Source organism: Yersinia sp. IP36721, assembly GCF_003634395.1.
Taxonomy (GTDB): Bacteria; Pseudomonadota; Gammaproteobacteria; order Enterobacterales; family Enterobacteriaceae; genus Yersinia; species Yersinia entomophaga.
Window position 1 is genome coordinate 79,021 of sequence record NZ_QCZL01000008.1, and the last position, 24,117, is coordinate 103,137.

A 24,117-nucleotide genomic window follows, 5' to 3' on the forward strand; every position below is an offset into this window, starting at 1 on the left:
TTTATTGTTTAGCCGCTATTGTTTAGCCGCGCTATTAATTTTATTCACACCATCTATCCCCAACTTATCCCTGCCCGTTATTTATCCGTTATCTGATAATGTTGGCACCGATTCAAACAAAAAACCGTCAAAATCAGGATGATCGGAATCGGAAATTTCTAACAAAATATTCTTCACGTTTTCCAAATGCTGCCACATAGCCTGTTTGGCCGCCTTGCTGTCCCGCCGTAACACCGCTTGCAAGATCTTTTGATGATCCTCCAGCCATTGCCAACGGTAGCTGAAATCGGCAACGTGCAGGTGAACGCCCTGCCACATCACGCTGGTATCCCTCGCCTGCCAAGCTTCCCGCACCATACTGGCCAATACGCTATTTTGTGTCGATTGCGCCAGAAGATTATGAAAAAGCTCATCGGCACTTTCATCTATTTGTCCGGCTTCTAGCGACAGCCTTTCCTGCTCTATCGCCTGCCGCATTTTGAGAATATCGGCCTTGGTGGCCTGCAATGCAGCAAAAGCGGCAACTTCACTTTCCAGCAGTTGCCTGGCCTGTAGCAATTCAAACGGTCCATACCCGCTATCAATAATTTCGAGCTGCTCATCATCAGCATTTTTTTCTGGTTTGCTAAGCACATACACGCCCGAGCCTTTCCGGACTTCCACCCGTTGTTCCAGCTCAAGCATAATGAGCGCTTCCCGCACCACACTGCGGCTGACCTGAAATGTTTCTGCAATATCTCGCTCTGGCGGTAGGCGATCGCCTGCGATATATTCACCCGCATTCAGTGCATCGCGCAGTTTCCCGCCGACTTCTTGGTATAAACGCATTATTTTATTACCTGAATCTAGCCTGTTTAACAGTACCAAGCTGAATTGGCCTGACCAAAAAGGTGGGTTTAACCGATAATATCCCTATATGTGACTGGAAGTATAACATCTGGTCCGACAGAAAAATCGGCAGAGCTGCGCAGAGGCTCACAGAAAGGCAAAGAATTATGCTACAGATTCGCCCGATTTAATTAAATCGGGCTGCTAGCGTTGAATGGATAAGCGTTGGTTTGTCAGAGATAATTATTCTTTTAGCTACGACTGTTCTTTTAGCAATAGCTATTCTTTCAGCGATAATTAATGGTGACAATAGCCAGATTGCGTTCTTTATTCAGCCATTGAACTTCTGAAGTGCCCAGATTCCCCGGTAAGTTGGAAGTTGTGTTCATGCCCGTCGTGATAACTTGACGTTGAGAAAGGTTTTTTCCGTTGCTATAACATCGGGTTGCCAGAGTTTGTGCAGATAAATCAATCTGGCAGGGTGCATCTACAATGGAGCCAGTAAAGCGAACGATACCGCTGGTGGCTGTGCCATAAGCCAATGCGGTCCATGAAAATAAAACCAGTGCGACGCTGAGTACTCGATATTGACCCATGTTCACCTCAAAATCCGCTAAGACTCAATTAAAGAGTAGAGGATTTCGCTCAAAACAATGGTGTTGATAAGGCATTATTTACTACCTTAATCGGCGCATAACCCATTAAAATAGTTAAATTATCAACGTCAGTCGTTAGCCTATTCAGGCTCTGCATTAAGAGTTGTCTTAATAACTGATTGATTATTAAGCTACTTAATAAATTATATTTTTAAGCGCATGATGTGACAGTTCCGCTGCCTTTATTTTTCGGTATGCTTAACGCAACGTTTTTTTACTGGGAGCATGTGGTGACAAAAACCAATCTGATTACCGGTTTTCTTGGCAGCGGTAAAACCACCCTGATTCGCCAGTTATTGGCGCAAAAACCCGAACATGAAAAATGGGCGGTGCTAGTTAATGAGTTTGGAGAAATTGGCATCGATGGCGCGTTATTATCCGATAGTGGCGCGATACTAAAAGAAATCCCCGGCGGCTGTATGTGCTGCGTGAATGGTTTACCTATGCAAGTGGGATTGAATATGCTGCTACAGCAGGCCAAACCGGATCGGTTATTAATCGAACCCACCGGTTTGGGTCATCCAAAGCAAATTTTGTCTCTGTTAACCGCCGATATTTATCAGCCCTGGATTAGTCTTAGCGCCACGCTGTGCCTGCTGGATGCCCGCCAATTACATGATGAACGCTACACTGAAAACGAGAATTTCCGCGACCAGCTAGCCGCAGCGGATGTCATTATTGCCAGTAAGCAAGATACTTATATCGATACCGACCGTCAGGCATTGGCAAAATGGCAGCAAGCTCAGAATTCGCAGCGTCCGCTATATTTCTCTGATTCGGGAAAAATAGCTATTTCCGTATTGGATATTCTGCATACCAATAAGACCCAACTGCCGGATGCACGCCATCATCACGGAGAATCATCCCCAAAAAAAGGCCTGGCTGCATTAAACCTGAACGGTAGCGAACCCTGGCGCAGAGCGCTTAACCAGGGGCAAGGTTATACTAGCTGCGGTTGGGTATTTAACAGCGAGGCGATATTTGACACCGTGCCGTTGCTTGAATGGGTTCGTTTGAGTCCGGTAGAACGTGTTAAAGGCGTGATGCGTATTCCCGAAGGCGCGTTGGTGGTTAATCGGCAGGGAAATGATTTACAAATTGAGACCCGCCCCACTCCGCCGCCAGACAGTCGAATTGAAGTGATTTCTTCCGGAGACAACGACTGGAATAAGCTACAGGGCAATTTGTTGAATATTCGTTTACATAAGTAGGTATAATGCCCGACGTATTTTTATCTGCGTTACTGTTTTAAACATCTAATTATATATAGGCCTTCGCATGACCCGCCGCAATTTACCGACAATCTTGATGCTCAACCTATTGGGTATAGCCCTGTTCCTATCCTGGTACTTACCTGAAAATCATGGTTGGTGGTTCGGCCCCGATTCCGCCATTTTCCATTACTTCAATGAGCGCCTGCTTTCCAGCCCAACCTTCCTACATGTGGTGGCGGTAACCAATAACCGTGCCTTCGACGTTATTTCTCTGCTGTGCATGGGCACGCTGTACATGTATTTTTTCTTAAAAGAAAATCCGGCAGGACGCCGTCGTTTAATCGTAATGGGTTTTGTGATGTTACTGACGGCCGTATTTCTTAACCAGCTCGGACATTTATTACCGGTTAAACGCCCAAGCCCGACGCTGGTATTTGAGAATATCAACCGCGTTAGCGAGCTTATTGGTATCCCAACCAAAGACGCCTCCAGCGATAGCTTCCCCGGCGACCATGGCATGATGTTAATCATATTCGCCTGCTTCATGCTGCGCTATTTCTCACGCGGGGCTTTTGCCATTGCGTTGATTATCGCCATCGTGTTCTCTCTGCCAAGAATAATGATCGGCGCCCATTGGTTTACTGATATTGCCGTCGGCGCGCTTTCCGTTGTATTGGTCGGTGCCAGTTGGATATTACTCACGCCAGCCAGCGATCGAATCATTGACTGGATAAATCAACGTCTGCCGAGCGCACAGCGTCCACGGCTCTGATACGTATTTCCACGCCACGGGGAGTCGCCGCTCCCCGTTAGATCTCGATTAAATCTATTTCCGTATTTTTGCTGATCGACATATCAATCGTCTTTTTTGGAATAGCGCCATCGGTTATCACGCCGTCAAACTGCGTCAAATCGGCAACCTTATGGAATGAGAACTTATTGAACTTAATCCCTTCTGCAATCAAATAACTTTTTTCTGAACAAAGCATTAGCTGCTGCTTCATTCTTACGTTATCAAGACGGGGCACGGAAACTCCGTGTACCAAGTCAAAGTGCTCGTTTGAAATAAAAGACACATCAAACTTATAGCGGCCAATTTACCAGATGGTTTCTTCCCCATAGGTAAACTCGCAGCTATTCCCTATATTTCCCCTAATAAGGATGATTTGACTCTGAGGAAAATCTTCCAGGGACACATGCATCTATAGCAACCCGACCATAGAACCTGTTAATGTTCGGATACTTTATGACCAGGGAGCGGATATTCCGTCGCACTGTACGAGGAGAAATGTGCCGTGTCTCGCTAATCCCTTGAATAAATAACGAGTAGTGATCCTTCAGCAATTTATGGAGATCATCTTGACGTTTTAAGGTTTGATTATGTGACAGCATACGGCTCTCGGTTGGTTAATTAATGGATTGATTCTTTCCGAAAAAATTAATCACCTTGACCAAAGTATCTTCCCCACCATGGCTACCAGCGTTGGTGACAAATTCACTGCGAGTCACACCCAAACCGCAAGACATTTCCCCAGCTCAACGGTACATTTTTTATTTGGTAGAGCAGTGCAAAGAACAACAAAGTTAGAAAGGAGTCGAATTAAAAATTTCTTCTATTTTAGAACCGCTATTTCGACGAAAATCGCATCGATCGCCTTAAAGATAAACCAATATGTTCGTTATCATATTCCAAATATTAAATCGTTGAGCGCTGAAACAAGGTGATAGAAAAACTGCAACCTGCGCAGATAACCACGGTTATGACTGAAGTTGATTAAGTGGTTATTAAACCCTAAAAGGGTGACACAAATCACATTACACTTTTACTGACAGCCTAATTAGCCATTAGAACGCACATATCCTTCCAAGGATACTCAGCGCTATTTATCTATATCAGGTTACCCATATCAGAATAAACAATGCACGCAATGCGCAAATAGAAGATTCGTCAGATACCTCCAGAGGCAATAAATTAGGAATACTCCCAAAAAGACCTGCTTTTGTTTACAAGTTAAATGCCTTGCTGGTCATGATTTACTTTTCCCTTGCCCAAATTGTTTTGGTACATATTCATGCATAATTTTTAGAGAGCTATATTAGTGTACAAAAGTTCGTCATGACGAGGAGAGCAATGATAAGCCAGTTATTTACCTTTAAAACAATAAGTTAAACTGGTTTTTGATGTATCTGATTGCTAATCGAGTAAGGAATAAAATATAACATTATGTTACATCAGGATTTCTTATAAGAATCTGTGCAAAAATACTCGCCTTTTATAAGTCAATCCGGTAACCTCGAAAAAGTTTGCGCTCGAATATCAGCATTTTGCGCTTAATCCAATAAAAATTGTGCGTCTCTGCACATTTATTCGTTTAAGTTATTGTCTGATCGATGTGTGAACCCTAGTCTCACTTCGTTTGGCATTTTTTAGTGGCGATATCCGTCGTAAGGACAGCAAGGGAAAACAATAACAATGGTCAAGTCTCAACCTATTATGAGATACATTCTGCGGTTAATACCTGCAGTAGCTGCCGCGGTCATGTTATCCGCGTGTAGCTCGAACAACGCTTCGAATCTACAAAATACGCAAACTGAGATGCGTGCAGTTAATGATAAAAACGGTCTTTTACTGCAAGCCTCTCAGGATGAATTCGAAGCGATGGTTCGCAACGTTGACATCAAGTCAAAGATTTTAGAACAGTACGCAGGTTGGAAAGGGGTTCGCTATCGCTTAGGCGGCAGCAGCAAACGCGGTATTGATTGTTCCGCTTTTGTACAACTGACTTTCCGCGAACAATTTGGCATGGATTTACCGCGCTCAACCTCAGAGCAGCAGGATATTGGTAAAAAAATCCAGCGTACAAAACTGCGCCCCGGTGATCTTGTGCTGTTCCGCGCAGGTTCGACAGGACGCCATGTAGGTATTTATCTGGGTAACGATAAATTTGTCCACGCTTCGACCAGTGTCGGTGTGACAATTTCGAACCTGACCGATACTTACTGGAATAAGCGTTATCAAGATGGCCGCCGCGTACTGAGTAACCGCACGCAAAGCTAATTGAGACAGTTCCCTGCTTGCTCAGAAATGCCAAACGAAGTGATAAAACGCTGCCCTTGTCGCAGCGTTTTTTGCTGTTGAACCTGCAACGCCTTCAGATTAGTTCCCTTATGCTGTAGGAAACGTCCTTTTTCTGCTCAATGGGGTTCACAATCCCTCATTCTCTTGTAGAATCGCCGACGAGAAACAGCTAAGGCTTACTCTGTTTCCTTGTTTGATGTTGATTAAACCAACCGCAGCATATTGTTCCAACTTAGCTTAGGTAAAAATCATATTAATAATTAAAGTTAGACATTATTAAGTCTATTTAATACATTTTTGCCATTAAGTCAGTTTAAAATATTAAATTTTATTTATTAGTCTAATATCAGCTCTGAAGCATCGAGGCTAATACCAAACCAGTAGCGCTTCACCGCTAAGATATTTATACTTATAATTACTTTTTTCATCGGGTCAGGGAGTCGCGTTATCATGGGTTCAAAAAATGCGTTCTTTCGCAATATTGTATCCCCGCGCCGCCTGATTAAAAAAAGTGCCACTATTTCTCTGATATTCTTTATTTGTTTTGTTACCGTTACTCTGTCTTTTCTTTATCGTAACAGTGAGAAAAGATTATCTGCCCAGAGCGAGCAAATAGTCGCTTACTCCTCGCATTTCTTAAATGACTTAACCACCACCATGTCTCAGCTGATTCCATTAACGGAGAAATCCTGCAAGTTAGCGGAGCCTGCACTGCAATATAAGGCAGCGTTTACGAACGGCGTGCGGACATTCTTACTGGTACGAAATGGTTTCACTTATTGCTCATCGGCTACCGGCGAAATGCATGTCAGCAGTAACGCTATTTACCCAAAACTTAATTTATACCAGACTCTGGATTTCAAGCTTCAGCAGGGTACGCCTATTCTGCCAGATAAACCGGCGGTCGCCGTTTGGCTACGTCAGCCTGGCCGCGGAAATACCGGCGTATTGACAACTTTAGAGTTAAACCTGCGTCCTTATTTATTGCTTAACTTTAATGATAAGGGCGTCAACGGTATGGCGATTGTTATTGGCAACCAGGCCGTGACAACCTTTAATGCCAAAGTCATTCCAATTGAACAACTGCCCGACACAGCCTCTCGCGAGATCCAGATTCCGGGTTATCCCATCAAGTTACTATTGTATAGCGTCAATTTCACAGCCAGTGATATTCGGATAATTTTACTTGGCGGATTATTATTGGCCGCCTTTGTCGGAATTTCTGCCTATTACATTATGTCCAACCGCCAAAACCCCGAGGCCGAGATTCTGCGCGGTATGAAGCGCGGTGAATTCTTTATCGAATATCAACCGGTATTCGAAGCAACCAGCCGTAAAATGTCCGGGCTGGAAGCGCTGGTGCGTTGGGAGCACCCGACTGAGGGTCGTATTCCGCCGGATTTGTTTATTCCCGTTGTCGAAGCTCAGGGTTTGATACAACAACTAACCCAGCATTTGTTTGATTTAATTATTGCGGATGCGGCCAGAATGGTTGGTTCCATTCCCACCGGCACCAAACTGGCGTTTAATATTTCACCACTTCATTTAGGTGAGCCGACATTCCGTGAGGATGTTTTAAGTTTGTTAGCGCGGTTACCCTTAGATACCTTCGACCCTATATTTGAAATAACCGAACGTGGGATGGTAGAAGAAGAACAAGCTATTTCCCAATTCGCCTGGCTGCGTGAGCACGGCGTGAAAATTGCCGTAGATGATTTTGGTACCGGACACAGCGCGCTAATTTATCTGGAACGCTTCACGCTAGACTATATTAAGATCGATCGGGCATTTATCAATAATATCGGATTTGAAACCCTTACCGCACCCGTTTTAGACTCCGTATTGATACTGGCGAAGAATTTGAAAATTGAAACCGTGGCCGAAGGAATTGAGACCGAGCAACAGGCACAATATCTGATTGCTCACGGCGTTCACTTCCTGCAAGGTTATTTACTCAGCAGGCCGTTAACGCTGGAGAAATTGCTGAAGTTTTGTAATGAAAACAAATTTCTTTAATGTTTGCCTTCGTACCCGGACAGCTGGTAGTTTTACTTGAAACAGTTGCTATGTAGGTTTGTCGCAGGGGTTCACCGTTATCATGCTATTACGGGCATTCACCGCACTAATATTTGCTACTTTCAGTCTAGGATTGCATGCAGAAACGCTAAACGAAGGCGTGGCATTCTCAATTTTGGGCGAGCCAAAATATTCCGCTGATTTCACTCATTTTGATTATGTTAATCCGGCGGCACCCAAAGGCGGCAATATTACGCTGTCCGCCATTGGCACCTTTGATAACTTTAACCGCTTTGCCCTACGCGGCGTGCCTGCGGTTGGCTTTGAACGCCTGTACGATAGCCTGTTTACCAGTTCTGACGATGAAATCGGCAGCTATTATCCGCTGATTGCCGAATCTGCTCGCTACCCTGCGGATATGCGCTGGGTCGAAATTGATATCAACCCTCACGCTCGCTTCCACGACAATGTTCCTATTACCGCCAACGACGTCGAATTTACCTTTAATAAGTTAATGACCGAAGGCGTTCCTCAATTTCGCATCGCTTATAAAGACGTGAAGGTTAAAGCCATTTCCCGCCTGACGGTGCGCATTGAGTTCCCAGAGCCGGGTAAAGATAAGTTGCTGAGTATGTTGGGGCTGCCGGTTTTACCCGCGCACGACTGGCAGAACCGTAAACTGGGAGAGCCGTTAAGCAAGCCGCCGCTAGGCAGCGGCCCTTACCGCATTGGCGATTACCGCATTGGCCAATATATTACCTATCAACGAGTGCGCGACTATTGGGCGGCCAATTTGCCCGTCAATCGCGGAATGTATAATTTTGACTCCATCCGTTACGATTATTATTTAGACGATAAAGTCGCACTGGAAGCCTTTAAATCCGGTGCCTTTGACCTGCGGGAAGAAACGTCGCCCAAAAGCTGGGCATCGCAGTATGTTGGTAGCAATTTCGCCAAAAACTACATCATTAAGCAGGATTTAGAGGATAAATCGGCACAAAATACCCGTTGGATGGCTTTTAATATCCAACGTCCGCTATTTAGCGATCGGCGCGTACGTCAGGCGCTCACCCTAGCCTTTGATTTCGACTGGATGAATAAAGCTTTCTATTTCAACAGTTACCAACGCACCAACAGTTTTTTCCAAAATACCGACTATGCGGCTACCGGTTATCCCGATAGCGCGGAATTAGCCTGGCTAGCACCGCTAAAAGGCAAGATACCCGACGAAGTTTTCAGCAAAATCTATCAACCACCTTCCAGCGACGGTAGTGGCAACGATCGGGATAACCTGCTGAAAGCGCGCGAACTCTTGCAGCAAGCCGGCTGGGAAGTGAAAAACCAGCGGTTGGTTAATAGCAAAACGGGGCAACCTTTTGTCTTCGAAATGCTGTTACTCAGCGGCAGCAATTTCCAATACGTGCTGCCGTTCAAACATAACCTGCAACGTTTGGGCATCACCATGAATATTCGCGAGGTAGATAGTTCACAGTACCTTAGCCGCCTGCGCAGCCGCGATTTCGATATGCTCCCGGCGGTTTATCCCGCCTTCACTTACCCAAGCACTTATCTGCGGCTATATTGGAGCTCAGAATATATTGATTCTACGTATAACCGTCCGGGCGTCAGCGATCCGGCTATTGATTCTCTGATTCAGCAAATTATTAGCCATCAGGGGCAACCGGAGGCCCTACTCTCCCTTGGTCGCGCGCTGGATCGAGTGCTGACATGGAATAACTTTATGATTCCTATGTGGTATTCCAATCACACCCGTTTTGCTTATTGGGATAAATTCTCTATGCCTGCGGTGCGCCCAACCTATTCTCTGGGCTTTGATAGCTGGTGGTTCGACGTAAATAAAGCGGCTCATTTGCCGGCTGAACGGCGCTAAGGAGCAACATATGGGCGCTTATTTATTACGTCGTTTATTATTGGTTATCCCAACGCTGTGGGCGATCATCACTATCAATTTCTTTATTGTGCAAATCGCTCCCGGCGGGCCGGTGGATCAGGCCATAGCTAATATCGAATTTGGCCAGCACAGCGGTTTGAACAGTGCTTCAGACGGGAATCTGGGCGGCGCGAAAGTCGGCGTGAACGCCGGGCCATTAGGGGAAGGACAATATCGCGGCTCACGCGGACTCGACCCAGAAGTCATAGCGGAAATTAAACAGCGCTTCGGTTTCGATAAGCCTCTGCATGAACGTTATTTCGATATGCTCTGGCGCTATGCCCGCTTTGATTTTGGCGACAGCCTGTTTCGCGGCGAAACCGTGATGGGGTTGATAAAAAGCAGCCTGCCAGTGTCGATAACCCTGGGGTTATGGAGCACCCTGATTATTTACCTGGTATCCATTCCGTTGGGAATTAAAAAAGCGGTGCGCAGCGGATCGGCCTTCGATACTTGGAGCAGCACGCTAATTATTATCGGTTATGCCATTCCCTCCTTCCTGTTCGCTATTTTGCTGATCGTGGTATTTGCCGGCGGTAGTTATTTCGATTGGTTCCCGCTGCGCGGCCTGGTATCCAGTAATTTTGATACCCTCCCCTGGTACGGGAAGATTACTGATTATCTGTGGCATATCACACTGCCGGTGCTGGCTACCGTGATCGGCGGCTTTGCGACTCTGACCATGTTGACCAAGAATTCCTTTCTGGATGAAATTCGAAAGCAGTACGTGGTAACCGCTCGCGCCAAAGGTTTGAGCGAAGATAAAATTCTGTATCGTCACGTGTTCCGCAATGCGATGTTATTAGTTATCGCCGGTTTCCCCGCCACCTTTATCAGTATGTTCTTCACCGGTTCACTATTGATAGAAGTGATGTTTTCTCTGAATGGTCTGGGCCTACTGGGCTACGACGCCACGCTACAACGAGATTATCCGGTCATGTTTGGCACTCTGTATATTTTCACGCTAATTGGCTTATTACTGAATATTATCAGTGACATTACGTACACGCTGGTTGACCCACGCATTGATTTCGAGGGCCGCCAATGAAACCACTCAGCGCCATCAATCGTGCCCGTTGGGCGCGTTTCAAACACAACCGACGCGGTTATTGGTCACTGTGGATTTTTTTGACGCTGTTTATCATCAGTTTATTCGCAGAACTTATTGCTAACGATAAGCCCCTGCTGGTCAGCTATCAGGGCAAACTCTATATGCCCTTTATGGTGAACTACGATGAAACCGCCTTTGGCGGTATTCTGACTACCGCCGCCGACTATCAAGACCCTTACGTAATAGGCCGTATCGAAGACCACGGCTGGGCAATATGGGCGCCGATTCGCTTTGGTAATAACACCATAAACTTCTCCACGCAGGTTCCCTTCCCTTCTCCGCCCGATCGCCACAATTTATTAGGCACGGACAGCAACGGCGGTGACGTATTGGCTAAGGTTATCTATGGCTTTCGTATTTCCATGCTGTTTGGCATAACCCTGACGCTATTTTCCAGCGTGATAGGCATTTGCGTCGGGGCGGTGCAGGGCTATTACGGTGGAAAAATCGATTTATGGGGGCAACGATTTATTGAAGTTTGGTCAGGTATGCCAACGTTATTTTTAGTGATTTTGCTGTCCAGCATTATTCAACCCAATTTCTGGTGGCTGCTGGCGATTACCGTTTTATTCGGCTGGATGGCGCTGGTTGGCGTGGTGCGCGCCGAGTTTTTACGTGCCCGCAACTACGATTATATTCGGGCAGCCCGCGCGATGGGCGTGCGCGATCGGGTGATTATGTCGCGCCATATGCTACCAAATGCGATGGTAGCAACTCTGACATTCCTGCCGTTTATTCTTTGTGGGTCTATTACCACGCTAACCTCACTGGATTTTCTCGGATTTGGCCTGCCGATCGGCTCACCATCGTTGGGAGGGCTCTTGTTGGAAGGGAAAAACAATCTGCAAGCCCCTTGGTTAGGATTAACCGCATTTATCGCGTTGGCGATGCTGCTTTCCCTATTAATTTTCATCGGCGAAGCGGTGCGTGACGCTTTCGACCCAAGTAAGGCGTATTGATATGGCGACTCCTCTGCTGGATATTCAGGATCTCAGTATTGCTTTCCGCCAGAACCAACAGGAACGTCAGGTTGTCAGCCAGCTTTCCCTGCAGGTAGAAGCTGGTGAAACTCTGGCACTGGTCGGCGAATCCGGATCGGGCAAGAGCGTCACCGCCCTGTCGGTACTTCGTTTACTACCTTCACCGCCGGTGGTTTATCCGAGCGGAGACATTCTATTTTCCGGTCAATCGCTGCTCCATGCCGATGAAAATACGCTGCGCAAAATTCGCGGTAACCAGATCGCTATGATTTTTCAGGAACCCATGGTCTCGCTGAATCCGCTGCATACTATCGAAAAACAGCTGGCGGAAGTGTTGTCCCTCCACCGCGGAATGGGGCGGGAAAGCGCGCGTGCAGAGATTATCAGCTGTCTGGATCGCGTCGGTATTCGCCATGCCAAAGGGCGGCTCGGAGATTTCCCTCATCAACTTTCCGGGGGCGAACAGCAACGAGTGATGATCGCTATGGCGGTACTCACCCAGCCTAAGCTGTTGATTGCTGATGAACCCACTACCGCCCTCGACGTGTCGGTACAGGCGCAGATTTTAAGTTTGCTGAAAGAGTTAAAGCAAGAAATGGGAATGAGTTTGCTGTTTATCACTCATAACCTGAATATCGTGCGCCGTCTGGCCGATAACGTGGCGGTGATGCGCGAAGGGCGCAGAGTGGAGCTGAGTGACCGCCAGACGCTGTTTAGTCACCCTCAGCACCCATACACACGGCAATTGCTCGACGCCGAGCCTCAAGGCGAGCCAATACCGCTACCGCCGATGGCAGCGCCTCTGCTGCGCGTCAAAAATCTTCAGGTAGGTTTTCCTATCAAAAAAGGGTTACTGCGTCGAACGGTTGGCCATCACTACGCGGTGAAAGGTATCAGCTTTGATTTACGTCCGGGGGAAAGTCTCGGTTTGGTCGGCGAGTCAGGATCGGGAAAAAGCACCACTGGGCTGGCATTGCTGCGTTTATTACCGTCCAGCGGGGAGATCTGTTTCGACGGTCAACCACTACATAGCTTTAATAACAAGCAGATGCTGCCTTTCCGCAGCCGTATTCAGGTGGTATTTCAGGATCCTTACTCGGCGCTCAATCCCCGTCTGGCGGTCTGGCAAATTATCGCTGAAGGGCTGGAGGTTCATCAGAAGCTCAGCGCCGCCGAGCGGGAACAGCGTGTGATTGCCGCCATGGAAGAAGTGGGATTAGACCCGGCCACTCGCCACCGCTATCCCACTGAGTTTTCCGGCGGGCAACGTCAACGCATTGCCATTGCCAGAGCGCTGATATTGCAGCCTCAGCTATTGATTCTCGATGAACCAACCTCATCGCTGGATAAATCGGTGCAGGCACAGATTCTGGCGCTACTCAAATCGCTTCAGCAACGGTATCAATTAAGCTATCTGTTTATCAGCCACGATTTGCAGGTAGTGAAATCACTGTGCCACCAGCTGATCGTACTGAAACAGGGAGAAGTGATAGAACAAGGGGATTGCCAACGGGTACTCACCGCACCGGCGCAGCCTTATACCCGACAGTTATTGCAACTAGCCGATTAAAAGCCGCAGGAACCTTGAGCATGCAAAAGTTTCTCAGAGACAGTTCTGCCGCGGAGGATTAGAAAGGATAGAGAGCTGTCATTTTTTCTGCGATGGCAACACCGACATTTTTCAAGCGGCACATAGCGGCGCTTTCATCATGACAGTGTACAAACAGGCAAGGCTCCCCTTCCCATTCGACAATAGCAGAATCAACCTGAATTTCTTGCAACGAAAGGTGCAGGCGCTGCATTACCTGCCTGGCGGCGCTACCGTCATGACTCAGTAATTTCAACCCCATCAGGTTGTTCTTTTCATCTATCGTCGCTAGCGGAATCGGTTCAACCTTGACACCGGTAAAGCCTGACAGCCAGCGGTAACTTTGCGGCAGGCGATGAACCACCGAAAGTTGAATATTATTCACGCGTCTTTCCTAGTAAAAAATTAACAATAACTATTACAAAAGCACAACAAAGTCACATGCTAACTAAGTTATAGCCGCTAAAGCGCCATTATGCCTGATTAGAACCTCATCAAAGTGTAAATTTATAACAATACATAAACCTATCACTAACAAGGTTATTTATTTGGCCATTTCTGACGTCTTTCCCGCTTCCCTACACTAACCCAAAAAGCGAGTTTGAGATTTAGATCTCATTTTTTCGTTATATGTATACCTTTCCGCATGTCTTCTCAACCATTTTTCTTGCAAGTCGGTTACCTACTTTTCGTTAATATTTTACAAATAAGGAACACCTCCCCGCCGAAAACCAGGAAGAAAACACCGACATCTCATTGATAAATATATTATTAAGTGAGGATTTAATGCATGGAAAATAATCGCGAAAACCGCATATTCTTCGAAATGTTATTTTCCTTATTTTAACTTATTTCAAGCCAACATTAACAAGTAATCAACATGATAATAAGCGCGCTTACTAATATCACCTTATTTCTGATTGGGTCATTTCAGAAGGTGATTGAATATATAAAATTATCAGTAAAATAAATATTTGGTGCAGAAGAACAAAAAAGGGAAAGCCGAGCGGGGAAAAATCATTGAGGTAAAGTGGGTCATTGCGCTGCCGGCGAAACAACCGGCAGCGTGATAAACCAAATCAGGCCGCCTTTTTGCCCGGACGACTGGCGTACAGATAGAAGAATACTGCCGCAATGATACAGAAAGCCATTGAGCTAACCATTGGCCAGGCACTGCGGGAAGGAGCCAATGACAAAATGGTTCCGACCAACGCGCCGATACCAAAACGCAAGGTGCCAGCCAGAGATGAAGCCGTCCCTGCCATGTGCGGGAAATCATCCAGAATGACCGCCATGGCGTTGGATGTAATCATTGCGATACAGCCCACGTAGGCTGCCACGCACAACACCAGCGCCCAGAATCCCAGTCCCAAAGCTGACACGGCCACTAAACCGATGCCCATAACCAACTGCACAAACAGGCCGAAACGGAACATCTTAATGGCTCCGACGCGCCGCACATTTCGGCTATTGATCAACGTCATCAGGAATAGAAAGACAATATTCAGCGCAAAGTAATAACCGAAGTTCTGCGGGGACACACCGTTAAGATCAATGTAAACAAAAGGCCCGGCGCTGAGGAAAGAGAACATACCGGCGAAGGAAAATCCGCTGGCCAGCATATAGCTCAGTACGCGTTTATGACGGAACAGTGAACCAAAGTTGCCAATTGTGGTGCGAAGGTGGAACTTTTGTCGCCGTTCTCGCGGTAGCGTTTCTTTAATAAAGAACGCTACCAGCACCGCACCAACCAGCGCTGCGCCGGCCATACTCCAGAAAATGGCGTGCCAGCTAAACCACACCAGCAAAGCGCCACCAATAATTGGTGCCAATAGCGGCGCGATGGTCATCACCAACACCACAAATGACATCATTCTAGAGAATTCATCTTTCGTGAACATATCTCGCATCAATGCGTTGATCACGACACTGGCCGCAGCGGCGGATAAACCGTGCAGGAAGCGCATATTGACCAGTTGCTCTACCGATTGCGCCATGGCGCAGGCTACGCCTGCCAGAGCAAAAATTACCGTTCCCCACAGGATAACCGGCTTACGGCCAATACTGTCTGCCATCGGGCCATAGAACATTTGACCAATAGCAAACCCGAGCACATAAGCGCTCAGCGTCATTTGTACGCGACCATCCTCCACGCCAAACTCTCTGGCGATAATCGGCATACTGGGCAAGTACATATCGATGGCCAACGGCATCAGCATGGAAAGCAAACCCAGAATTAAGATCAAACCAATATGAGATGTTCGTTTTTCTTGCACGCTTTGCAACTCCTTCAACAGCCGTTCGTTCCAAATAAATTATTCAGATCGAACAGAGCAGTCGTACCACGATGGCGGGGGAAATGGTTCGTTTTGGCAACGCCCGAGACGTTGGGAATCCCTAAAATCAAGGGATTCCCTCTTAGGTTCACACATAATCGCTTTGATAAACGATGGCGCTGTTAACTCAGATGCGGAGCGCCAACGCTGGCAATTTCTTCTTCAGTCAACGGGCGGTATTCGCCGGGTGCCAGATCTTCATCCATCACAATGGCACCAATACGTTCGCGGTGTAACGCGGCTACGCGATTACCTACCGCACCAAACATGCGTTTTACCTGATGGTAACGCCCTTCACTGATCGTTAAACGAACCAATTGCGGCTCTATCACTTCCAGCTGCGCCGGTTTGGTCAAGGTAGCCTCGTTATGCAATTGTACGCCCACGGCAAACTGCTCGGCGGTATCTTCAGCCACCGGATGCTCCAGCGTCACCAGATAGGTTTTCTCGCAGTGGTGCTTTGGTGAGGTAATTCTATGTGACCATTGACCATCGTCAGTCATCAAAACCAAACCGGTGGTGTCGATATCCAAACGCCCCGCCGCATGCAATTTATAGGCCACCGGCTCATCGAGGAAATACAGCACGGTTGGATGATCGGGATCGTCGGTGGAGCAGACATAGCCCTGAGGCTTATTCAGCATAAAGTAACGCGGCCCCACCTGCTGTTGCAGCAGATTGCCATCAAACATCACTTCCTGTTCTGGCGTCAGCTTCATCGCGCCGGTTTTGACGATTTCGCCGTCCACGGTCACACGTTTTGCCCGTAGCTCGCGCGCAACCAACGCACGGCTAACCCCTAATTGCTGAGATAAAAACTTGTCCAATCGCATTGAATCTACTTTGCCTGTTTGTCTGGTCGTGTTGCTAATCAACACGTTGCCTTGCCACTTTGAGGAGTAGCAACGCTGGAAATTAAATGAAGCAGTAAAAATCGTGTAGGAGGAACATCATTTGCTGCCTATGAGACACATCAGTATAACGGGGGTTGTCCTATCATCCTAGGAACAGTTACACCCGACCGAGAGGTTCTCGCACCTATGGCACCGAATAGGCATAATAATAGAAAATAATGTCGAGTTTAACCGGATAGATTTCGCTAAAAACCTTAAGGATATGTTGCAAATGACCACCGTTCCGCTTGGGGTAGCCTAAGCAATGGCTTTTACACTCCGCCCCTATCAGCAAGAAGCGGTTGACGCCACTATTGCTCACTTTCGCCGCCACCCGGAACCGGCTCTGATTGTGCTGCCCACCGGCGCGGGTAAAAGTTTGGTCATTGCCGAGCTGGCTAAACTGGCTCGCGGGCGAGTATTGGTTCTGGCCCACGTTAAAGAGCTAGTGGCACAAAACCACGCTAAATATTGTGCTTACGGTCTGGATGCCGATATTTTTGCCGCAGGTTTACAGCAACGACAAAGCGAAGGCAAAGTCGTCTTTGGCAGCGTGCAGTCCGTAGCACGTAATCTCTCACTATTCGATAGTGCCTTTTCCCTGTTAATCATTGATGAATGCCATCGAATCAGCGATGAAGACGACAGCCAATATCAGCAAATCATTCAGCATTTACGGAAAAACAATCCGAAGCTTCGCTTACTGGGTTTGACCGCAACGCCCTATCGTCTGGGCAAAGGCTGGATTTATCAATTCCACTATCACGGCATTACCCGTGGTGATGAAAATAGTTTATTCCGCGATTGCATCTATGAATTGCCCCTGCGCTACATGATCAAAAACGGTTTCCTGGTACCGCCAGAACGGCTGGATATGCCGGTGGTGCAGTATGATTTCAGCCGTCTGACCAGTAATAGCAAGGGTCTGTTTCGCGAGGAAGACCTGGATCGGGAAATCAAACAGCAAAGCCGTATTACGCCGCATATTGTCAGCCAAATCGTCGAATATGGAGCCACTCGCAAAGGCGTGATGATTTTTGCCGCTACGGTAGAGCACGCTAAAGAGGTGTACGGGCTGCTCCCCGCGGGACAGGCGGCATTGATTAGCGCCGTCACCCCCGCCGCCGAACGCGACGCGTTAATTAATGCGTTTAAACAACAAGAATTACGTTATCTGGTGAATGTGGCGGTACTGACTACCGGTTTTGACGCGCCCCACGTGGATTTGATCGCCATTCTGCGCCCAACCGAATCCGTCAGCCTGTATCAGCAAATCGTCGGCCGCGGGTTACGATTATCACCGGGAAAGGAAGACTGCTTGATTCTCGACTACGCCGGTAATCCACACGATCTGTTCACTCCCGAAGTGGGTACCAGTAAACCTCATGGCGACAGCCAGCCGGTACAGGTCTTTTGCCCAGACTGCGGTTTTGCCAATGTATTTTGGGGGAAATGCACTGAATCCGGCGATATTATCGAACACTATGGCCGCCGCTGTCAGGGCTGGTTTGAAGATGATGAAGGCCAGCGCGCTCAATGTGACTATCGTTTCCGGTTTAAAAGCTGTCCACATTGCGGAGCAGAAAATGACATTGCCGCCCGACGCTGTCATCAGTGCCAGGAAGTGCTGGTCGATCCCGATGATATGCTCAAAGCCGCGCTAAGACTGAAAGATGCACTGGTTCTGCGCTGTGGAGGAATGGCGCTGGAATCAGGCAAGGATGCCAAAGGAGAATGGCTGAAAATCACTTATTACGATGAAGACGGCACCAGTACCAGCGAACGCTTTCGCCTCACCACGTCCGCACAGCGTATGGCCTTTGAGCAAATATTTCTGCGTCCCCATCAACGCGCGCCGGGAATCCCCTTAAAATGGCAAACGGCGACGGACGTGATCGCCCAGCAGGCGCTTCTGCGTCACCCCGATTTTGTCGTTGCCCGGAAACGGGGCCAAGGGTGGCAAATTCGCGAAAAGGTTTTTGATTATCAGGGGCGTTTTCGCCTGGCAAACGCCCTTGGCTAGCGCCTTTCTGCCCTGAGTTATTTGCGGTTTTGTTTGCTGTCTGGTCGATATTTCGCTAGAATGCCGCCCGCTTTACTCTGGGTTCGCCCAAAGTAAGCCGACTATCGAACCTGTTGCTGGGTCGCCTGTAGCAGGGTAAATTTTCTTTTAAGAGAAAACAAAATGATCACTATCAATGCAGAAGTACGTAACGACCAGGGTAAGGGTGCGAGCCGCCGCCTGCGTGCAGCAAATAAATTCCCAGCTATCGTTTACGGTGGCGAGGAAGCAGCGGTTTCTATCGCTCTGGACCATGACACCACTAAAAACATGGAAGTCAAACCAGGTTTTTACAACGAGCCAATCTCTTTGGTTATCGATGGTAAAGAAGTTAAAGTTCAGGTTCAGGCTGTTCAGCGTCACGCTTTCAAACCAAAACTGACTCATATCGATTTCGTTCGCGTTTAATCTGCGATATCGATATTTCGGGACGCCGAAAATGAGAAAGCATCGCTGATGCGATGGGAGATGCCAGTCGGTTTACTCTGACTGGCATTTTTATTAGCTGCTATTTTTATTACCTTCTGCTGCTGGCTATTAATGATTAGATCGAAAACACATACAAAGCCAATTAAAATAGCGTGCTACTCAAGAAATAAATACTACACCACCCGAAAGATCAGCCAATAGGCAATATTTACCTCACTTCTGATTTATTATTTTTACATGCATTAAAGCTTCTCTGCTATAAATAACAGAGAAGCCGATATAACAAACTAAATGTCTATTTAAAAAACAATAGCATTAAGTATTTTAATAAAACTGTTACCATCCCATTGATGCAATAGCACCAGTTGCCGCACCAATTGCAGAGCCAACGGCTACACCAATCGGCCCAAACAATGCGCCAGTTGTAGCACCGGCCGCAGTCGCCGTGGTGATAGCAATTGTCATATCCATCGCAGGAGTTGGTACATCTCCTGCTAATGCGCCTGAAATAAGATTTAACTCAGTAGCTTCAATTGTCTTCATATTTAAATCCTCGGTAATTAAATTAAGTTAAATGAAAATAAACATCACCATGGTGAGCAATAAGACTATGCTTGAGTGAAATAAAAAACAAATTAGAATAAATAAACAATGGCATCCGGAATTACCATGAAGCCACCAATAAAATTATTAACTAATAGGATTTAATGAAAAGTAATAATAAAGATTTAAGCTCACTTAAATTTAACCATAGAAAACAAACAATAAACTCACCTCATGGATATGTAATAAAAAAATAACGCCACCGAGTTTAGAAACCAATGTTAAAGGTTTCCAGACTCCGTGGCGTTACGTCGATAACACTTGAGCAGTGAGCGGCTATTTTAGGATTTGTCGCCGCCGCTCAAACGCCGCTGTAACTGATCGCGTAAATTCGGCGGCGTGCCTTTAATCGTTAACGTATCGGTGGCCGGATCCCAGAAAATACGTTCGCCCAGCAATAATGCATCGAAGTTAATGCTTAAACCACCGCCGCTGCCGGAAAATTTGGTCAGCTGTCGCAAAGTGCTACGATCGGCAGGGAACGTCTCTTCCAGCGCATAACCCTGCTCGGTGGAGAACTCTTTAAAGTCCTTCTCACCCAGTTTAGGCAATTCCTGAGCCAGTTCCTGCAACGCAATTTCTTCGCCGGCCTGCAACTGTTCGTTGCAATAACTATAAGCCTGTTGACGATATGCCTGACGCTCATTTTTATCCAACTGCGCATCGGCGCAATAGTCATCAAGGGCTTGCAGTAAACCGCGGTTTTGCGCCTTGGTGTCCAGGCCTTCGGCGGCAGACAGGAAATCCATAAAGAAGTCAGAAACCTTACGACCAACGCGCCCTTTCAGGAAGGTCAGATAACGGCTGGACTCCGGATTGGTTTCCCATTCGGTCAGATCAATGCGAGCCACAATATCAGCGCGATTGATATCCAGATAATGAGTTGTGCTCAAATCTAGCTGCTCATCAACCCGCATGCTGTTGCAACTGCTTAGCACTGAGATCAATAAATACTCAACCGCCAGATAGCGATACTGACAAAACAACACCACGCCGCCTTCGGCAAAAGGATATTTCGCCAGTTCATCCCGCAGACGCACGGTAGCCGCGCGGCTAAAGGCGAGAAAATCTTCGTCTCCTTTACGGCAGCGTTTTAAGGCATCGGCCAACTCGCTTTGCTCATTAAACAAACCATACGCCTTGCTTTTGGCGCTATAAACACGATGCAGTTCCGTCATCATTTCTTCAACTACCGCATTAGTCGGCAGTAAAGAGTCCCGCAACATCACATCCAGGGTCTGTTCGTCACGTTTGATCAATTGATGTAAAGCAATTTGGTCGATATCAAGGCTCATGATAAATACTCCTTTTAGCTAGGGGCGTATTCAAACACCGATGCTCTGATGCCGCAACTCAAAAGCGGCGTGAACGCCGAATCCTCTGCAATTGATTCTTAATGCTATAAAGTAGCGGAAAAGCGCGGCTCTATACGGTAAGATGTGGGACTTTGTCAGGCGTTGAGCACACTTTTTATGCCACAATCATCTCGTTACAGTGACGAACACGTTGAACAGTTGCTTTCTGAACTGGTTCAAGTACTGGAAAAACACCGCACCCCAACCGATCTTTCCTTGATGGTTTTGGGGAATATGGTTACAAATCTGCTCAATACCAGCATTGCCCCAGCGCAACGCAAGGTATTGGCGCGATCTTTCGCCGAGGCTCTTCAGGCTTCGGTACGTGAAGATAAAGCTCATTAATTACTTAATTAAGACTGCTATCTCTATATGGTGACAAATCGTCAGCGCTATCGTGAAAAAGTGTCCCAAATGATCAGTTGGGGGCACTGGTTCGCCTTATTCAATATTCTGTTTAGCCTGGTGCTGGGCAGCCGCTATCTATTTGTTTCCGATTGGCCAGCCTCTTTGGTTGGCCGTACCTATGCCCTGGTCAGTTGGCTAGGGCATTTCAGTTTTATCGTATTCGCTGCCTATCTATTGGTGATTTTCCCACTCACCTTTGTCGTGATGTCGCAGCGGTTACTCAGGTTCCTTTCCGCCGCATTTGCCACTACAGGTCTGACCCTATTACTGGTGGACAGTGAGGTTTTTACCCGTTTCCACTTGCACCTCAATCCGGTGGTGTGGGAGCTGGTGGTTAACCCCGATCAAAGCGAGTTGGCCAGGGACTGGCAGTTAATCTTTGTTTCTGTGCCTATTATCTTTTTGGTTGAGATGCTTTTTGGCACCTGGTGCTGGCAAAAGCTGCGTAGCCTGAACCGGCAAAAGTTCGTTAAACCGCTGGTTGCCGTGTTTATTTCTGCGTTTTTCGCCTCCCACCTGATTTATATCTGGGCGGACGCCAATTTCTATCGGCCAATCACCATGCAGCGTGCAAATCTGCCGCTTTCCTATCCTATGACGGCGCGTAAGTTTCTGGAGAAACACGGCCTGCTGGATCAACAGGAATATCAACGCCGCATTATCGAACAAGGAAATCCCGAAGCCGTTACCGTGGAATATCCGCTCAATACCATTACCTTTAGCGATAAGGGCAGCGGCTATAACCTACTGATGATCGTCGTGGACGGGATTCGCCCTGATAGTTTGAAGCAGGACATGCCAGCGCTGAATGATTTTGCTCAATATAATATTCAGTTCAATCGTCATTACAGCGCGGGAAACCGGAAAGAAACCGGCCTATTTGGTCTGTTTTACGGGATTTCCCCGACGTATTTGGACGGCATTTTGGCCGCCCGTGAACCTTCGGCCTTTATTAATGCCTTGGGTAATCAAGGCTACCAGTTCGGCCTGTTCTCCTCTGACGGCTTCCAGTCGGCGCTCTATCGCCAGGCTCTTTTGTCCGATTTTTCGTTACCGGAGCCAAAACGTCAGAGCGACAGCGCGACAACGCTGGAATGGCAACAATGGTTGAATAATTTATCCAGCCCGGCGCCTTGGTTCTCCTACGTTAACCTGATTGGTTCACAAGAATCGCAGGACCCGGTGGAAGGTGGCAATCCGGCCGCGCCAAATGACTTTATCAGCCATTATCAGGACGGTGCCAAAAACGTCGATCAACAAATTGCGACTATCATTGATACCTTGAAAACCAAAGGGTTGCTGGATAAAACCGTGGTGGTGATCACCGCGTCTCACGGCGTAGAATTTAATGATAGTGGCAACGGTGATTGGGGGGCTGGCAGCAACTTTAACCGTCACCAATTACAGGTTCCGCTGATTATTCACTGGCCGAGTACTCCAGCACAAAAAGTGAATAAACTGACCAGCCATGAAGATGTGATGACGACGCTGATGCAGCGTTTACTGCATGTACGCACTTCGCCAGAAGATTACTCGCAGGGTGAGGATTTATTTGCCGCTCAGCGGATTCATAATTGGCTTGCTACCGGTGAAAACGGCATGCTGGTTATTACTACGCCAACCCAAACTATTGTGCTCGACAACAGTGGAAATTATCGAACCTTTGACCTGCAAGGCCATGAAGTGAAAGATGAGAAACCGCAGCTGGCGCTGTTATTGCAGGTGCTAACCGACGTAAAACGCTTTATTGCCAACTAGGTGACATTAGCCTAACCGATTAATAATCAAGCGAACGTTACGCCCGACTCTTGCAATATCGGAGAGAAAATGTAGTATAAATTTACTGCGTCGGCATGTAGCGCAGCCTGGTAGCGCACCGTCATGGGGTGTCGGGGGTCGGAGGTTCAAATCCTCTCATGCCGACCAAAGAATCTTTTTAAAACCAACCCATTGTGGTTGGTTTTTTTACGCCTTTCACAAATAACGCCGGTCAATACTATTGGTAAAATAGCGGTATTCGCTCGCTATCCCTGCAATTTCTCGTCATGGAGAGTCAACCAACCTTCATCAGACATTCTGAATTATACCGTGCCCCTCCCCAGTTAATGATGACTTAATCTCTGGCTGTTCAACCGGCAAAAGATCGGTTTGATCAGACTTAAACATTGGAATGACCGAATCCAGTAACGCGAAATACTCTACCTGCACCTCATCCCCACTATTGATATTGAACGATAAAGTTGCCTAGGCTTAAAGATGGTCGACGATAAAATAGCTTCTGGATACGATCCGCAGGATACAACCAGTAATCGCTAAAATCGTAAAGGTAATGCCCACCGCCACTGGGTGCCCGGTTAGGTTAGTATGACCGCCAGAATTTGCCCGCCAGCCAAAGAAATTAGCAACCAGACACCGATGTAAATTTCAGATGGCGAGTAGGATAACGCCCCCAATTTCAGGTCAGCATCAATAGACAACCCATGCCACACGTCTAGCCGCTGCATCAGTCATTAGCCAGATTCCCATGATCACCTGTGGATCTGGGATACTCACAATACGCCACAAAAATAACAAACCTTCACAATAGCAGAGCATAGCCGCGCAATAT

General features: G+C 47.3%; 22 protein-coding genes and 1 tRNA gene. 13 read left to right on the top strand and 10 right to left on the bottom strand.

Features of this window, described 5'->3' with window-relative positions:
• Positions 1-81: 81 nt before the first annotated feature.
• Together DBA33_RS09125 and DBA33_RS09130 are read right to left on the bottom strand one after the other, a co-directional pair.
• Complete coding sequence (locus DBA33_RS09125) at positions 82-828, bottom strand: FCD domain-containing protein (protein WP_120806290.1); 747 nt, start codon at positions 826-828, stop codon at positions 82-84.
• A 287-nt stretch (positions 829-1,115) separates the two neighbouring features.
• Complete coding sequence (locus DBA33_RS09130) at positions 1,116-1,424, bottom strand: hypothetical protein (protein ID WP_120806291.1); 309 nt, start codon at positions 1,422-1,424, stop codon at positions 1,116-1,118.
• Positions 1,425-1,714: 290 nt separating this feature from the next.
• Between DBA33_RS09130 and DBA33_RS09135 the strand changes: the two genes are divergently transcribed.
• Both DBA33_RS09135 and DBA33_RS09140 read left to right on the top strand, forming a co-directional pair.
• The gene (locus DBA33_RS09135; RefSeq protein WP_064518523.1) at positions 1,715-2,695 is read left to right on the top strand and encodes a GTP-binding protein; all 981 of its coding nucleotides are present in this window, start codon (positions 1,715-1,717) and stop codon (positions 2,693-2,695) included.
• A gap of 67 nt (positions 2,696-2,762) precedes the next feature.
• Complete coding sequence (locus tag DBA33_RS09140) at positions 2,763-3,470, top strand: phosphatase PAP2 family protein (RefSeq protein ID WP_064517417.1); 708 nt, start codon at positions 2,763-2,765, stop codon at positions 3,468-3,470.
• Positions 3,471-3,507: 37 nt separating this feature from the next.
• Here DBA33_RS09140 and DBA33_RS20925 read toward each other — a convergent pair whose 3' ends face one another.
• Both DBA33_RS20925 and DBA33_RS20930 read right to left on the bottom strand, forming a co-directional pair.
• A complete protein-coding gene (locus tag DBA33_RS20925) occupies positions 3,508-3,774 on the bottom strand; it encodes a DeoR/GlpR family DNA-binding transcription regulator (protein WP_071925610.1) in 267 nt (88 codons plus the stop codon).
• Positions 3,775-3,850: 76 nt separating this feature from the next.
• A complete protein-coding gene (locus DBA33_RS20930; protein ID WP_071925609.1) occupies positions 3,851-4,090 on the bottom strand; it encodes a DeoR family transcriptional regulator in 240 nt (79 codons plus the stop codon).
• 1,081 nt (positions 4,091-5,171) lie between these two features.
• Between DBA33_RS20930 and mepS the strand changes: the two genes are divergently transcribed.
• From mepS to yejF, 6 genes are all read left to right on the top strand, one after another.
• The gene (gene mepS / locus DBA33_RS09150; protein ID WP_064517412.1) at positions 5,172-5,756 is read left to right on the top strand and encodes a bifunctional murein DD-endopeptidase/murein LD-carboxypeptidase; all 585 of its coding nucleotides are present in this window, start codon (positions 5,172-5,174) and stop codon (positions 5,754-5,756) included.
• Between the two features lie 471 nt (positions 5,757-6,227).
• Positions 6,228-7,793 carry a cyclic di-GMP phosphodiesterase gene (locus DBA33_RS09155; protein WP_120806293.1) on the top strand — a complete coding sequence of 522 codons (1,566 nt, stop codon included), beginning with the start codon at positions 6,228-6,230 and terminating at the stop codon, positions 7,791-7,793.
• 82 nt (positions 7,794-7,875) lie between these two features.
• A complete protein-coding gene (locus DBA33_RS09160) occupies positions 7,876-9,684 on the top strand; it encodes an extracellular solute-binding protein (protein WP_120806295.1) in 1,809 nt (602 codons plus the stop codon).
• A gap of 10 nt (positions 9,685-9,694) precedes the next feature.
• Entirely contained in the window at positions 9,695-10,792 is a 1,098-nt protein-coding gene (locus DBA33_RS09165; protein WP_064517405.1) for a microcin C ABC transporter permease YejB, read from the top strand.
• On the top strand, positions 10,789-11,814 hold the full coding sequence (locus tag DBA33_RS09170; RefSeq protein ID WP_064517402.1) for a microcin C ABC transporter permease: 1,026 nt from the start codon (positions 10,789-10,791) through the stop codon (positions 11,812-11,814). Before DBA33_RS09165 ends, DBA33_RS09170 begins: the two co-directional genes overlap by 4 nt.
• 1 nt (position 11,815) lies before the next feature.
• Positions 11,816-13,405 (top strand): microcin C ABC transporter ATP-binding protein YejF, encoded by a 1,590-nt coding sequence (yejF, locus tag DBA33_RS09175; protein ID WP_120806296.1) that lies wholly within the window; start codon positions 11,816-11,818, stop codon positions 13,403-13,405.
• A gap of 58 nt (positions 13,406-13,463) precedes the next feature.
• Here the strand turns inward: yejF and DBA33_RS09180 are convergent, their stop codons facing one another.
• The 3 genes from DBA33_RS09180 to rsuA all read right to left on the bottom strand — a co-directional run bounded on the left by DBA33_RS09180 (position 13,464) and on the right by rsuA (position 16,592).
• Positions 13,464-13,808: a YejG family protein gene (locus tag DBA33_RS09180; RefSeq protein WP_064517396.1), complete on the bottom strand. Its 345-nt coding sequence runs from the start codon at positions 13,806-13,808 to the stop codon at positions 13,464-13,466.
• Positions 13,809-14,502: 694 nt separating this feature from the next.
• Positions 14,503-15,699 carry a Bcr/CflA family multidrug efflux MFS transporter gene (locus tag DBA33_RS09185; protein WP_064517392.1) on the bottom strand — a complete coding sequence of 399 codons (1,197 nt, stop codon included), beginning with the start codon at positions 15,697-15,699 and terminating at the stop codon, positions 14,503-14,505.
• A gap of 182 nt (positions 15,700-15,881) precedes the next feature.
• On the bottom strand, positions 15,882-16,592 hold the full coding sequence (rsuA, locus tag DBA33_RS09190; protein ID WP_064517389.1) for a 16S rRNA pseudouridine(516) synthase RsuA: 711 nt from the start codon (positions 16,590-16,592) through the stop codon (positions 15,882-15,884).
• A 325-nt stretch (positions 16,593-16,917) separates the two neighbouring features.
• Between rsuA and DBA33_RS09195 the strand changes: the two genes are divergently transcribed.
• Entirely contained in the window at positions 16,918-18,675 is a 1,758-nt protein-coding gene (locus DBA33_RS09195) for a DEAD/DEAH box helicase (protein ID WP_064517386.1), read from the top strand.
• A 162-nt stretch (positions 18,676-18,837) separates the two neighbouring features.
• Positions 18,838-19,122 (top strand): 50S ribosomal protein L25, encoded by a 285-nt coding sequence (rplY, locus tag DBA33_RS09200; RefSeq protein ID WP_064517383.1) that lies wholly within the window; start codon positions 18,838-18,840, stop codon positions 19,120-19,122.
• Between the two features lie 357 nt (positions 19,123-19,479).
• Here rplY and DBA33_RS09205 read toward each other — a convergent pair whose 3' ends face one another.
• Together DBA33_RS09205 and yejK are read right to left on the bottom strand one after the other, a co-directional pair.
• A complete protein-coding gene (locus DBA33_RS09205) occupies positions 19,480-19,686 on the bottom strand; it encodes a hypothetical protein (RefSeq protein ID WP_064517380.1) in 207 nt (68 codons plus the stop codon).
• A gap of 341 nt (positions 19,687-20,027) precedes the next feature.
• Positions 20,028-21,041 carry a nucleoid-associated protein YejK gene (gene yejK, locus DBA33_RS09210; RefSeq protein ID WP_049597086.1) on the bottom strand — a complete coding sequence of 338 codons (1,014 nt, stop codon included), beginning with the start codon at positions 21,039-21,041 and terminating at the stop codon, positions 20,028-20,030.
• 177 nt (positions 21,042-21,218) lie between these two features.
• Between yejK and DBA33_RS09215 the strand changes: the two genes are divergently transcribed.
• The 3 genes from DBA33_RS09215 (at position 21,219) to DBA33_RS09225 (ending at position 23,435) form a co-directional block, all read left to right on the top strand.
• Complete coding sequence (locus DBA33_RS09215) at positions 21,219-21,446, top strand: YejL family protein (RefSeq protein WP_049597085.1); 228 nt, start codon at positions 21,219-21,221, stop codon at positions 21,444-21,446.
• A gap of 27 nt (positions 21,447-21,473) precedes the next feature.
• Entirely contained in the window at positions 21,474-23,267 is a 1,794-nt protein-coding gene (gene yejM, locus DBA33_RS09220) for an LPS biosynthesis-modulating metalloenzyme YejM (protein WP_064517376.1), read from the top strand.
• Positions 23,268-23,358: 91 nt separating this feature from the next.
• A tRNA-Pro gene (locus tag DBA33_RS09225) sits at positions 23,359-23,435 on the top strand.
• 428 nt (positions 23,436-23,863) lie between these two features.
• Here DBA33_RS09225 and DBA33_RS20630 read toward each other — a convergent pair.
• Entirely contained in the window at positions 23,864-24,013 is a 150-nt protein-coding gene (locus tag DBA33_RS20630; protein ID WP_162975190.1) for a hypothetical protein, read from the bottom strand.
• Positions 24,014-24,117 lie beyond the last annotated feature (104 nt).